Below are 12,584 nucleotides of genomic sequence, written 5' to 3' on the forward strand. Positions count from 1 at the left end.
GAACGGCCTTCGGATCAGCGCTGCTTGTTGCGGCGGCTCAGATCCTTCAGGCGGCGGGCGAGATCGTCCATCCTTCCGTCGATACGGACGATGTCCTCGGAGAGGTGGCCCAGCCGCACGCTCATGGCGCCGACGACCTGATGTGTGATGTCCATCCTCCGGTCGAGGCTGTCGAGCCGGCGCGACATCCGGTTGAGGACGGGCCCGAGCTCCTGAAGCGCGCTGCCCACTCCTGCGAGGCAGCTCTCGATCCGGGTAACTCGATGTTCGAGCGAGGCATAGCCAGCGCGCAGGTCCTGCTCGGCGTCGAGCAGATACGTACGGACGCATCGGGCAATGTCGCTATCGCGAAGAAGCATCGCGACGTTGAGCACGGTCCTGCGGGTGTAGAGGGTGAGCTGAGTGGCGGCCTGTGGATAACTGCCGTCCTCGTCACCGCCCCATAGGGACACCATGTCCCTATGGAATTCCCGCAGCTCAGGGCCACGAAGCAGCCTGAGCCCATTCTCCGTGACCTCGGCTCGATGCCGCTGGGTGACCTTTTTGATGACCTCTGTGGATACTTCGAAGTAACAAGCCACATCCTCTGTGCGAAGGTGAATTCCGCCTGGGAGCATGACAAGACTCTTGACCTTGTCGAGGACGTCGACGCGCCCCATCTGTTCGACGCGCAGCGCACGCGATTCGAGCAGGGCAACTTCCGTGGCATGGACATGCCTTCCGATCGTGAAACCGACGCTGGGCAGCCCTGTCCCGGGCTTGAGGGGCGGAGGACGCTCACGGCTGCCACTCACTCAATGACCGACCCTGCGGGTACTCCCTCACCGGCATCGACAATCCCTGATTTCACAAAAGCTACGACGCCACAGATTCCAGTTGCCTCCACGCACCCAGGCACAACGAACCGATAACCGTACAGTTACGCGTACTACTGTCCGAAATGCGTCAACCCCCGCCCAGCGGGCGAGGGTTGACGCAGATCGAAATGATCGGAAACGGAGCACGGCAGAGGTACCCGAAGGAAGCCCCCTGATCACTCCTCGCCGGCCAGTTTCAGCGTGCGCAGCTTCTGACCCGCGTACCAGGTTGCCACCACCGTGACCGCCACCAGCAGGACCGTCGCGACCGGCAGCCCGACATCGGAGGTGATCGCGCCCGCCCCGCCGACCTTCTCGGCAACCGCGAGGGACCACTGCTGAATGCTGAGCGTGCGCGCCCCCGGCACCATGGTGCCGAACAGGGCCTCCCAGACCAGCGCGTAGACGAGGCCGAAGACGACCGCGTGCCGGCTGACGGTGCCCAGCAGCAGGAACAGCGCGCTGTACGCGATCGAGGCGACCAGCGCCGCGGTGGTGTACGCCACCGCGATCTGCTGGCCGTTGCCGTTGAGGATCAGCCCCGCAACCAGCGTGGGCAGTGCGGAGAAGACCATCGTGACGGCGATGGCCACGATCAGTTTGGTGAAGATGATCGTCGGCCGCTTCACCGGCTTGGCCAGCAGATAGACGATCGACCCGTCATCGATCTCGGGACCGATGGCTCCGGTTCCGGCGATCACGCCGATCAGCGGCACCATCGTGGCGATGGCGAAGCCGCCCAGCACATCCGAGGCGACCTGGTCATCGGCTCCGGCGAACACCCGTACCGCCACGGCGATGACCAGCAGCAGTGCCGGCAGGACGAAGAGGATGGCGGCCCGGCGCCGGCCGAGCAGGGCCCGGTAGGTGAGCCGGGCGACTGTGGGGTCGTACATGACGCTTCACAGCTCCTTTCAGGCCACTACTCAGGCCGCTACGAGATAGGAAAAGACCGATTCGAGGGACTCGTCGGACGGCGAAACGGTCAGAAGGCGAATTCCGTGGTCACGTGCGACCTTCGGCAGCAACTCGGTGAAGCGTCCGAAGTCGACCGCCTGGATACGCAGGGCCTGTTCGCCCAGGTCCACCTCGATACCTGCCGTCGACGGGTCGGCGATGAGCGCCGCAGCGAGGGCGCGGTCATCGCTGGAACGTACGAGATAGCGGTGCGGGCGGTCCGTCATCAGCCGGCGGATCTTCCGGAAGTCACCGGATGCCGCGTGCCGTCCTGCCACGATCACCTCGATGTGCGAGGCGAGTTGTTCGACCTCTTCGAGGATGTGGGAGGAGAAGAGCACGGTACGGCCCTCGTTCCCCATCCGCCGCAGCAGCCCCATCAGTTGCATCCGCTGGCGCGGGTCCATCCCGTTGAACGGCTCGTCGAGCAGCAGCACCGACGGTTCGTGGACCAGGGCGGACGCCATCTTCACGCGCTGGCGCATGCCCTTGCTGTACGTCGAGATCTTGCGGTCCTGCGCGTACTCCATCTCCACCGTGACCAGCGCCTTCTGCGCCGCCGCACCGCCCAGTCCCTGCAGTTCCGCATTGGCGACGACGAATTCGCGGCCGGTCAGGAAGTCGTACATCCCTTCCCGTTCCGGCACGATCCCGATCTCCTTGTACACCGCTTCATTGCGCCAGATCGCCTGGCCGTCGAGCGTGACGGTGCCCGTCGACGGGGCGAGAAAGCCGGCCATCATGTTGATCAGCGTGGACTTTCCCGCGCCGTTGGGGCCGAGCAGTCCGGTGACACCCGGGCCCACCCTCATGCTCACGTCGTTGACGGCGACCACATTGCCGAACCAGCGGGAGGTGTGGTCGATCTCGATGGTGGTCACAGCCCGACCCTCCGGTAGCGGCGCATCAGTACGGCGTACGAGCCGGCGACGAGCGCGAGAACAACGATCAGATAGACCACACCGGCCCCCGCCCCCGGGCCTTCCCCTCCGGGGAAGGCCGATGTGGCCCCGAGGAACGCGGTCTGCACTCCGCCGATCAGCGTGATGGGGGAGAAGAGTCCCAGCCACTCGACGGCCCCCGCCGAACCCGTCTGCCAGGCAATGGCCTGGACCGTGGAGACCGCGCCGTAGGAGATGGTCAGTACGGCGATCACCGCGGCGACACCGAAACCGCGGCGCGGTGTCAGCGCGGCCATCACCAGGCCCAGTCCGGCGAAAAGCACGGAGAGCAGCGCCACCGACACCATCCCCTGTACGAAACCCTTGGTCTGGTCGGCAAAGTCGAACTTCCCGAGCAGCGCGCCCGCATAGAGGATGACGAGCGGCGCCCCGGTGAGAACGAAAAGCGCGGAGGCCATGGCCGCCAGCTTCGCGGCGACATAGTCGACCCGCTCGATCGGCCGTGAGAAATACAGCGGCATGCTCTTGAAACGCAGGTCACGGGAGACCGACTGCGGTGCCTGCGCAGCAAGGAAGAGGCCGATGACGGCCTGCAGATAGATCGCGAACGCCGTGTACTTGATCGGTAGAGCCGTGGCCCCCGGCGCGGCGATGGCGACGGCGACGATGATCGCCGCCACCACGCACATCACACCGAGAAGCAGCATCGGCAGCACCTTGGACTTGGCGGAACGGCCCAGTCCGAAGGAACCCCGCAGAGACTGCGAGTAGAGCGAGCGCCGCGCATAGCCGCGGCCCAGCCGCGTGCCGTCGTAGGAGCGGTACCCGATGTTGTGGATCCGGGAGGTCTCGCTCCCGCTCACGGCCCCGTTCTCAGTGCTCATCACGACCGCTCCCCTTCTGCTGTACGGCCCCGACGATCGCAGCCCCGGTCTGAAGCGCGGCTGCGGCCCGCGGCGCCTCTTCGGTGCGGAAGACCTCGGCGATGTGGTGGCGTCGCTGCTCCATCCGTACGAGCCCCAGCCCGAGCCCGGCGACGCTGTCGCGCACGATGTCGTACGTCTCCTCGCCCGTCGCCTCGACCAGCAGGATGTGCCCCGCGCCGGGCAGCCCCTGCCCGGCGAGACCGTCGTGGCCCATGAGCTTGACGCCGGCCCTGGTGAGGGCCTGCCGCAGCGCGTCGGTGCCGTCCGGGTAGGCGTCGCTGTCGGTGACCTCGACCGCGAGGGTCGTGGTGCTCTGGGTGAAGTCGCTGGTGGAGCTGGCGCGCAGGAGTGTGCCGCCATCGATGACGACGACATGGTCGCAAGTGCGTTCCAGCTCGCCCAGGAGATGCGAGGTGACCAGGACAGAGATACCGAAGTCCGTGTGCACACGGCGGATCAGCCCGAGCATCTCGTCGCGGCCGACCGGGTCGAGGCCGTTGGTCGGCTCGTCGAGCAAGACCAGCTGCGGGTCGTGGACCAGTGCCTGGGCCAGCTTCACGCGCTGCTTCATGCCCGTCGAGTAGCCGCCGATGGGGCGGTAGCGCTCCTCGTACAGACCCACGTGGCGCAGCGTGTCAGCGGTGCGCTCCCGCGCTGCCGTCGGCGGAAGTCCGGACATCCGCGCCATGTGGACGACGAACTCGGTGGCCGAGACGTCCGGCGGCAAGCAGTCGTGCTCGGGCATGTAGCCGACCCGTTCCCGGATCGCTGCGCCATGGGCGGCGACATCGAGCCCGAGCACTGCGGCCCGGCCTTCGGTGGCAGGGGACAGACCCAGCAGGATCTTGATCAATGTGGACTTGCCGGCCCCATTGGAACCCACCAGGCCGGTCACACCGGGCCCGATGTCCAGGGAGAGCCGGTCAAGTGCGGTCACCCGAGGGAACCGCTTGCTCAGGCTTTCGGTCGCGATCACAGTCACGTTTTCGAAGTTAGTGGCGCGGGCCGAACCGGTCGTCAGCCCAGGCGGCTGGATCCGCATCAGACTCCAGGCGTACGGACCCGTAAGGGGCCACCACAGGGGAGGAGCGTCGGCGTCGGCGTCGGCGTCGGCGTCGGCGTCGGCGTCGGGGGGAGTGTGTCCCCGGGTTGTCCACAGGTCTCCGCGCACCTCTTGACGCAGTCGCCGGACATTGTCACATTCATCAGTGTCACGTTACGGGCACGTACCGCACACGGCAGGGAACGGACGGTGGCATGACCTCGGCAGTGAAGGACGAACAGGCCCCGGAGCTGCGGGGGTTCAAAGGAGTACAGCGGCTCGCCTACTCCTGCGCGGAGGCGTTCGCCGGCCGGCTCACTCCGGGGGTGACCGAGCGCGAGGCGGTACGCGTGCAGCGCGACTGGCTGCGCGAGCGCGGGGTGCGGCGCGAGGTGCGGCAGCGGCGTTCGCTGCGCGAGATCTCCGGATTCCGGGGTACGGGCGCCAAGTTCGAGGAGGTCCTGGCGGTCACCGACTCCAAGGACCCCGAGCAGAGCGCCTTCTGGCTGGATGACGATCTTCCGCATGTGCGGCGCTGGGCCGAGGAGAGGCTGGCGGCATGAGTCTGCAGAGTCTGCCGGGGGCGCGCGAACGCCGGGTGCGTACGGGCGGAATCGAGCTGTGTGTGGCCGAGTTGGGCGACGAGACGCAGCCGACGATCGTCCTCGTCCACGGCTACCCGGACAGCAAGGAAGTCTGGACGGACGTGGCGAGGCAGCTGGCCGATCAGTGGCATGTCGTGCTGTACGACGTGCGCGGGCATGGCAGGTCCACAGCGCCGACTCCGCTGCGCGGCGGCTTCACCCTGGAGAAGCTCACCGATGACTTCCTGGCCGTCGTCGATGCGGTGAGCCCGGACCGGCCGGTGCATCTGGTCGGGCACGACTGGGGGTCGGTCCAGTCCTGGGAGTTCGTCACGGTCGAGCGGACCGAAGGCCGGATCGCCTCGTTCACCTCGATGTCCGGGCCCTCCCTGGACCACTTCGGTCACTGGATCAAGCAGCGGATGACCCGGCCCACTCCGCGCCGGGTCGGCCAGCTGCTCGGCCAGGGCGCCAAGTCCTGGTACGTCTACATGCTGCATACGCCGGTCCTGCCCGAGCTGGCCTGGCGCGGCCCGCTCGGCAAGCAGTGGCCCCGGATTCTCCAGCGGCTGGAGAAGGTGCCCGCGGGCGACTACCCGACGCCCTCCCTGCCCGACGATGCGGCGCACGGCGCCTGGCTCTACCGTGACAACGTCCGGGCCCGGCTGCGCAGACCGCGTACCGACGCCTATGCGCATGTGCCGGTCCAGCTGATCACCCCGGCCGACGACATTTTCCTGTCAGAGAAGCTGTACGACCAACTGGAGTTCTGGGCACCTCAGTTGGTACGCCGTTCCCTGACGGGCAAACACTGGGTGCCGCGCACCAGGCCGGACCGACTTGCTTCCTGGATCAGCGATTTCGTCGCCGCCAACGAGGCGGCACAGGCGGACGGCCGACCGGTGCAGGACACCGCGCCGACCGGGGCGTACGCGGACCGGTTCGGCGGACAGCTGGTCCTGGTGACGGGCGCGGCAGGCGGCATCGGCCGGGCCACCGCTTTCGCCTTCGCCGAGGCGGGCGCCCGGGTGGTGGCCGTGGACCGGGACGCGGAGGGGGCTGCCAGGACGGCGGAGATGGCCCGGCTGATCGGCTCCCCCGCCGCTTGGGGCGAAGCGGTCGACGTCAGCGACGAACAGGCGATGGAAAAGCTCGCCGAGAAGGTCGCCACCAAGTACGGCATCGTCGACGTCCTGGTCAACAACGCCGGGATCGGCCTGTCCGGCTCCTTCCTGGACACCACGAGCGAGGACTGGAAGAACGTCCTCGACGTCAATCTGTGGGGTGTCATCCATGGCTGCCGGATCTTCGGCAAGCAGATGGCCGAACGCGGCCAGGGCGGCCATATCGTCAACACGGCTTCCGCAGCCGCCTATCAGCCTTCCCGGGCGCTTCCCGCGTACAGCACCTCCAAAGCAGCCGTGCTGATGCTCAGCGCGTGCCTGCGGGCCGAGCTCGCCCACCGGTCGATCGGGGTCAGCGCGATCTGCCCCGGCATCGTCAACACGAACATCACCGCGACAACGCACTTCGCGGGTACCGATGCCTCGGAGGAGAAGCGTCTGCAGAAGCGGACCAGCCGGCTGTACGGGCTGCGCAACTATCCGCCGGAGAAAGTCGCCGACGCGATCCTCAAGGCGGTGGTGCGCAACCAAGCCGTTGTGCCGGTGACTCCGGAGGCCCGCGGCGCGCGTTTCCTGTCCCGGTTCAGCCCCGGTGCACTGCGCGGGATCGCCCGACTGAAGCCGCCGCTGTGAGCGGCCCCGGGCAGCCGTCGGCGGCAGCCGGCCGGTCCGCCCCCGAGTACCGGATCGAGGACCTGGCGCATGCGAGCGGCGCCACGGTCCGTACGATCCGCGCCTACCAGGACCGCGGCCTGCTGCCGACGCCGGAACGGCGCGGCCGGGCCAATGTGTACCGGGACACCCACCTCGCCCGACTCCGGCAGATCGCCGATCTGCTGGATCGCGGCTACACCCTGGCCAGCATCAAGGAACTCCTGGAGGCCTGGGACACGGGCCGCGGTCTGGGCGGGGTGCTCGGGCTCGTCGCCGAGGCGCACGGTCCCTGGACGGAAGATCAGGCCAACCGAATCACCCGGGCCGAGCTGAACACCAGGTTCGGCGGCAGCCCGGACGACGAGGCGGTCGCCGAGGCGGTGGACCTAGGAGTACTCGAACGGATCCCGGGCCGGGACGACGAGTTCCTGGTTCCGAGCTTTCGCGAGCTGGCTGTAGCCGTCGAGTTGTACGCAGCTGGAGTACCACTCGGTGCAATCTCAAGCCATCTTCGGGAACTTCGCGGACAGGTCGAGCAGATCGCCTCGCGTCTCCTGGATTTCACAACCGAACACGTCTTCGCGCAACATCTCGGCCATCACCCGCCGACGGACTCGGATGCGGCGGAAGCTGCCGCCATGGTACGCAGGCTGCGCCCGCTCGCCCGGCAGACCGTGGACGCCGAACTGGCACGCGCGATACGGACGTTCGCCACCCGTCATTCGCAGCACCATCTCGGCGGGAACACCCCGTTCATTTCGGAGATCTCGACACCGGAGACACTCCGAGTGGACCTACCGGGGGAGACAATTCACTCCGTACAACAGCTGGTTGGTCCGGAAAACGTATCCGCCTTCGTCACGGCAGCCGTAGAACGCGAGGTGCAGTCAAGGACATTGGATGCGCTCGCCTCATCTCCCCCTAATGTAGGGCACGTTACCCAAAACGGTTAATCCTCCCGTCACTTGTCCACAGAATCGCCAATTACCCTGTGGATAACTCAAGTTAGTTGTGGATCAAACCTGTGGACGAAAATTGCTACAGCGAATAAAATTCGCTGTAGTGAATCGGGAGGTGAAATCCGGATGCGCCCTGAAGACCGCCACAGGCACCCTGGAGGGATGGACGAAAGACGCACCGTCAAGGTGTCCAAGTACCTCTCGAAGCACCTGCGCCACCAGCCGGAGCGGATCGGAATCACGCTCGACGCCAACGGCTGGGTGACGATCGACGAACTGCTGCGCGCCATGGCCCGCAACAACTTCCCCATCACACGGACCGAGCTCGACCATGTCGTCGCCGTCAACGACAAGCGGCGCTTCGCCGTCGAGAACGGGCGCATTCGTGCGAGCCAGGGCCACACCGTCCCCGTGGACCTCGGCCTCTTGCCGGCCAAGCCGCCCGCGTACCTCTACCACGGCACGGTGGGCCGCGCACTGGACGCGATCCGCAGCGAGGGGCTGCGCCCCATGAACCGCACGCACGTCCACCTCTCACCCGACCGCGAGACGGCGACCAGGGTCGGCGCCCGGCGCGGCCGCCCCGTCGTCCTGTCCGTGGACGCGGCCGCGATGCACCGCGCGGGCCGCACCTTCTACGTCAGCGCCAACGGAGTCTGGCTCGCAGCTGCCGTACCACCCGAGTTCCTGCGCTTTGGCCGCTGATCCCACGACCGGTCCCGCCGAGGTTTTCCGACTGATCTCGCCGGCGTCCGGAAACGCTTCCGTGATGGCGGGCCCCACCGTTTCCGGACCCGTATGGTCGTAGACATGCGTCTGAGCACTGTGATTCTGCCGATCCACCGCTGGAGCGAGGGCCGAGAGGTCTGGCAGCGTGCCGAAGAGCTGGGGTTCCACGCCGCCTATACCTACGACCATCTGGCCTGGCGAACCTTCCGCGACGGGCCGTGGTTCGGCGCGGTACCGACCCTCACCGCCGCGGCCGCCGTCACCCAGCGGCTGCGCCTGGGCACCCTCGTCACTTCCCCCAACTTCCGGCACCCTGTCACGCTCGCCAAGGACCTCATCACACTGGACGACGTCTCGGACGGACGCCTCACCCTGGGCATCGGTGCGGGCGGGAACGGTTTCGATGCCACGACACTGCGCCGGAGCGACGAGGAGCCGTGGACGCCGCGCGAACGGGCCGACCACTTCGATGAGTTCGTACCGCTTCTCGACCAGCTGCTGCGCAAGCCCTCGGTGTCGTACGAGGGCCGGTTCTACTCGGCGAACGAGGCCCGGAACATCCCCGGCTGTGTGCAGCGGCCCCGGCTGCCGTTCGCGGTGGCCGCCACCGGGCCGCGCGGGATGAAGCTCGCCGCGCAGTACGGCCAGGCCTGGGTCACCACGGGCGACCCGAAGCTGTACGAAGCGGGTACCCCGGAGCAGTCCGTGGAGGCCATCCGCGGGCAGCTCACCAAGCTGGGCGCGGCCTGCGAGTCCATCGGCCGGGACTCCGCCGAACTGGACAAGATCCTTCTCACCGGTTTCACGCCGGACCGCCCGCTGCAGTCCTTCGACGCCTTCGTGGACTTCGCGGGCACCCACTTCGCGTTGGGCATCACGGAGATCGTCATTCACGTGCCGATCCCGGACTCCGACTTCGCGGCGGACGAGAAGGTCTTCGAGCGCATCGCCACCGAGGGCCTGGCTCAGCTCGCCGGCTGACAGACCCGACACGACCGCTCAGTCGGCCCGGCACGACCGTCGTCCGGCCCGGCACCACCGCCTTCCGGCCGGCACCACCACCCGAGCCCGTTGGCATATGCGATGGGCATGCGCCCCTGATCAGGGGCGCGCATTCTCATATGTGCGCCCCTCTGCACGCCCGTGCGCCTTCGTACGCGAGAATGGGCGTGTGACCTCAGCTACCGACTCGCTTTCGCCTGCCGCTCCCCGGCTGATCGCCACCGATCTGGACGGCACACTGCTGCGCGACGACAAGACCGTCTCGGACCGTACGGTCGCCGCGCTCGCCGCCGCCGAGGAGGCCGGTATCGAGGTCTTCTTCGTCACCGGACGCCCGGCCCGCTGGATGGATGTCGTCAGCGACCATGTCCATGGCCACGGCCTGGCGATCTGTGCGAACGGCGCCGCAGTCGCCGATCTGCACGCGGGCGGCAAGCTGGTCGAGGTCCGCCCGCTGGAACGCGGCATCGCCCTCGACGTCGTACACACCCTGCGCGCGGCCGCCCCCGGCACCTCCTTCGCCGTCGAGCTGACCACCGGCATCCACTACGAACCGGCCTACCCGCCCTTCCACCTGGATCCCGGTGCCACCGTCGCCGACGCCGAGAAGCTGCTCCACGAGGAGACGCCGGGCACCGGCGCCCCCGTGCTGAAGCTCCTCGCCCACCACGCCGAACTGACCCCGGACGACTTCCTCGCCCTGGCCCGTACGGCAGCAGGCAACCGGGCCTCCTTCACCCGGTCCAGCCCCACGGCCCTGCTGGAAGTCAGCGGCCCGGGAGTCTCCAAGGCCAGCACCCTGGCGCTCTGCTGCGCCGAGCGCGGCATCTCGCCCGCCGAGGTCGTCGCCTTCGGCGACATGCCCAACGACGTGGAGATGCTGCGCTGGGCGGGCACGTCGTACGCGATGGGCAACGCCCACCCGGCCGCACTCGCCGCCGCCTCCGGCCGGACCGCCACCAACGGCGACGACGGCGTCGCGGTCATCATCGAGCAGATCCTCACCGAGCGCCGCAAACCCGACACGGCACGCTGAGGCCCACGCCCGCCCGACACCGCCCGTGCTCGACACCGCCCTGCGGGGCCGGGCCCTGCCCCCAGACCGCCCTCAGATCGGAGCCTCCCACACCACCGTCGTGCCGCCCCCGTCCTCCCCGATGCCGGGTCCGAACCAACTCGCTCCGCCGAGCGATTCCGCCCGACGGGCCAGGTTCCGCAAGCCGCTGCGCCGACCGCCCTCCAGAATGCCCACCCCGTCGTCGGCGACCGACAGTCTCACTGCGTCCCTCCCGTCGGGCAATGTGACGGTCGCATCGACGACCACGTCGATCAGCGAAGCCTCGGAATGCCGGAAGGCATTGGACAGCGCCTCCCGCAGCGCCGCGATCAGGTTCTTGCCGGTCAGTTCGCCGACCAGCGAGTCAATCGGGCCGAGGAAACGGTGCGTGGGCTTGAAACCCAGCGGGACCGCCGCCATGTTGATCTCGCGCAGGACGCGGGTCCGCAGCCCCGACGGTGCCTCGGCCGGCTCCTGCTGCAACGCGAAGATCGCGGTACGGATCTCCTGGATGGTCACGTCCAGTTCGTCGACCGCACGGCCGACACCGGTCTGCACCTCGGGCACGACCGACCGGCGCTGGGCACTCTCCAGCATCATCCCGGTGGCGAACAGCCGCTGAATGACCAGGTCGTGCAGATCGCGGGCGATCCGGTCACGGTCCTCGTACACCGCGAGCCGCTCCCGGTCCCGCTGTGCCTCGGCCATCATCAGCGCGAGCGCGGCCTGCGAGGCGAACTGGGTGGCGAGGGTCCGTTCCGTCTCCGTGAACGGCCGGTCGCCCCGGGCACGAGGGGTGGCGAGCGCGCCCAGCACCCGTCCGCCGCTGTGCAGGGGCAGCAGCATGCTGGGGCCGAACTGGTGGGCCGACGTGGTGACCATGCGGGGATCAGTGGCCGAGTCGTCCACGAAGACCGCCTCGCCGTCCAGCAGCTTCGCCGCAACCGGGCTCTCCGGCCCGATGATGGCCCCCAGCTGGGCGGAGGGGTTGTCCGCGGAGACGGCAACGATCTCCAGGCCGCCCTCCTCGGCAGGCAGCAGCACGATCCCGGCTGCGGACGCGGCGAGATGGCGGGCCTGTTCGGCGACGACGGAGAGCGCGTCATCGGCGTCACCACCGGAGAGCAGGGCGGTGGTCACGGCCACCGAACCGTCGATCCACCGTTCGCGCTGGCGCGCCGCCTCGTACAGCCGGGCGTTGCCGATGGCGATCCCGGCCTCCGTGGCGAGCACCCGCACCATGTGCAGGTCGTAGTCGTTGAACTCGCCCCGGCCGTCCTTCTCGGCCAGATAGAGATTTCCGAAGATCTCTCCTTGCACGCGGATCGGGACGCCGAGGAAGGTACGCATCGGGGGATGGCCGGGCGGGAACCCGGCGAACCTCGGATCGGCCGTCAGATCGGCGAGCCTCACCGGTACGGGGTCGTGGATCAGTGCGCCGAGCAGCCCCCGGTGCCCGTCGGGGCGGCGACCGATCCGGTGCGCCACCTCGTCCGACACTCCGTACGTGACGAAATCGGAGAGCCCTGCGCCCTCCTCGTCGACGACGCCGATGGCGGCGTAATGGGCGTGGGCGAGTTCGGCCGCCGTCTCACAGATCCGGTCGAGGGTGGAGTGCAGCTCGAGGCCCGTGCCGACGGAACGCATGGCTTCCAGCAGCAGCGGTACACGGGCGGTGAAGTCGGTGGACAGGCCCTGCAGGCTGCGGGTCGCCCGCGTTGCGGCTTCGAGTGCGTCCTTCGGGTCCTGCTCTCGCATACCACGAGACTAGTTAGTCCCTATTGGAGGGGA

Annotated in this window: 12 protein-coding genes; 6 read left to right on the top strand and 6 right to left on the bottom strand. The window is 68.2% G+C overall.

Annotation, left to right across the window (positions count from 1 at the left end):
• Positions 1-14: 14 nt before the first annotated feature.
• The 5 genes from ACZ3IC_RS11770 to ACZ3IC_RS11790 form a co-directional block, all read right to left on the bottom strand.
• Positions 15-659: a hypothetical protein gene (locus ACZ3IC_RS11770; RefSeq protein ID WP_467415051.1), complete on the bottom strand. Its 645-nt coding sequence runs from the start codon at positions 657-659 to the stop codon at positions 15-17.
• Positions 660-1,033: 374 nt separating this feature from the next.
• Entirely contained in the window at positions 1,034-1,753 is a 720-nt protein-coding gene (locus ACZ3IC_RS11775; RefSeq protein WP_467415054.1) for an ABC transporter permease, read from the bottom strand.
• A 30-nt stretch (positions 1,754-1,783) separates the two neighbouring features.
• Complete coding sequence (locus ACZ3IC_RS11780; RefSeq protein ID WP_467415056.1) at positions 1,784-2,695, bottom strand: ABC transporter ATP-binding protein; 912 nt, start codon at positions 2,693-2,695, stop codon at positions 1,784-1,786.
• Positions 2,692-3,600 carry an ABC transporter permease gene (locus ACZ3IC_RS11785; protein ID WP_467415058.1) on the bottom strand — a complete coding sequence of 303 codons (909 nt, stop codon included), beginning with the start codon at positions 3,598-3,600 and terminating at the stop codon, positions 2,692-2,694. The genes ACZ3IC_RS11780 and ACZ3IC_RS11785 overlap by 4 nt, the downstream gene beginning before the upstream one ends.
• Positions 3,590-4,579 (bottom strand): ABC transporter ATP-binding protein, encoded by a 990-nt coding sequence (locus ACZ3IC_RS11790; RefSeq protein ID WP_467415415.1) that lies wholly within the window; start codon positions 4,577-4,579, stop codon positions 3,590-3,592. The genes ACZ3IC_RS11785 and ACZ3IC_RS11790 overlap by 11 nt, the downstream gene beginning before the upstream one ends.
• 320 nt (positions 4,580-4,899) lie before the next feature.
• On the opposite strand from ACZ3IC_RS11790, the gene ACZ3IC_RS11795 reads away from it, so the two are divergent.
• From ACZ3IC_RS11795 to ACZ3IC_RS11820, 6 genes are all read left to right on the top strand, one after another.
• Complete coding sequence (locus ACZ3IC_RS11795) at positions 4,900-5,247, top strand: hypothetical protein (RefSeq protein ID WP_467415061.1); 348 nt, start codon at positions 4,900-4,902, stop codon at positions 5,245-5,247.
• Complete coding sequence (locus ACZ3IC_RS11800) at positions 5,244-7,025, top strand: SDR family oxidoreductase (RefSeq protein WP_467415064.1); 1,782 nt, start codon at positions 5,244-5,246, stop codon at positions 7,023-7,025. The genes ACZ3IC_RS11795 and ACZ3IC_RS11800 overlap by 4 nt, the downstream gene beginning before the upstream one ends.
• Entirely contained in the window at positions 7,022-7,999 is a 978-nt protein-coding gene (locus ACZ3IC_RS11805) for a MerR family transcriptional regulator (protein WP_467415067.1), read from the top strand. Before ACZ3IC_RS11800 ends, ACZ3IC_RS11805 begins: the two co-directional genes overlap by 4 nt.
• A gap of 168 nt (positions 8,000-8,167) precedes the next feature.
• Positions 8,168-8,710 (top strand): RNA 2'-phosphotransferase, encoded by a 543-nt coding sequence (locus tag ACZ3IC_RS11810; protein WP_467415069.1) that lies wholly within the window; start codon positions 8,168-8,170, stop codon positions 8,708-8,710.
• Between the two features lie 93 nt (positions 8,711-8,803).
• On the top strand, positions 8,804-9,715 hold the full coding sequence (locus tag ACZ3IC_RS11815; RefSeq protein WP_467415071.1) for an LLM class flavin-dependent oxidoreductase: 912 nt from the start codon (positions 8,804-8,806) through the stop codon (positions 9,713-9,715).
• A gap of 190 nt (positions 9,716-9,905) precedes the next feature.
• Entirely contained in the window at positions 9,906-10,772 is an 867-nt protein-coding gene (locus ACZ3IC_RS11820) for a Cof-type HAD-IIB family hydrolase (RefSeq protein WP_467415072.1), read from the top strand.
• 72 nt (positions 10,773-10,844) lie between these two features.
• Here the strand turns inward: ACZ3IC_RS11820 and ACZ3IC_RS11825 are convergent, their stop codons facing one another.
• Positions 10,845-12,551 (bottom strand): sensor histidine kinase, encoded by a 1,707-nt coding sequence (locus tag ACZ3IC_RS11825; protein WP_467415075.1) that lies wholly within the window; start codon positions 12,549-12,551, stop codon positions 10,845-10,847.
• Positions 12,552-12,584: the final 33 nt, after the last annotated feature.

The sequence above is a fragment of the Streptomyces sp. NPDC002958 genome, from assembly GCF_055563255.1.

What these genes read in the sequence shown, in the direction of transcription:
- ACZ3IC_RS11825 (WP_467415075.1), bottom strand. Translation starts at nt 12,551, where the DNA reads ATGCGAGAGCAGGACCCGAAGGACGCACTCGAAGCCGCAACGCGGGCG.
- ACZ3IC_RS11815 (WP_467415071.1), top strand. Translation starts at nt 8,804, where the DNA reads ATGGTCGTAGACATGCGTCTGAGCACTGTGATTCTGCCGATCCACCGC.
- ACZ3IC_RS11800 (WP_467415064.1), top strand. Translation starts at nt 5,244, where the DNA reads ATGAGTCTGCAGAGTCTGCCGGGGGCGCGCGAACGCCGGGTGCGTACG.
- ACZ3IC_RS11775 (WP_467415054.1), bottom strand. Translation starts at nt 1,753, where the DNA reads ATGTACGACCCCACAGTCGCCCGGCTCACCTACCGGGCCCTGCTCGGC.
- ACZ3IC_RS11810 (WP_467415069.1), top strand. Translation starts at nt 8,168, where the DNA reads ATGGACGAAAGACGCACCGTCAAGGTGTCCAAGTACCTCTCGAAGCAC.
- ACZ3IC_RS11795 (WP_467415061.1), top strand. Translation starts at nt 4,900, where the DNA reads ATGACCTCGGCAGTGAAGGACGAACAGGCCCCGGAGCTGCGGGGGTTC.
- ACZ3IC_RS11785 (WP_467415058.1), bottom strand. Translation starts at nt 3,600, where the DNA reads ATGAGCACTGAGAACGGGGCCGTGAGCGGGAGCGAGACCTCCCGGATC.
- ACZ3IC_RS11770 (WP_467415051.1), bottom strand. Translation starts at nt 659, where the DNA reads ATGGGGCGCGTCGACGTCCTCGACAAGGTCAAGAGTCTTGTCATGCTC.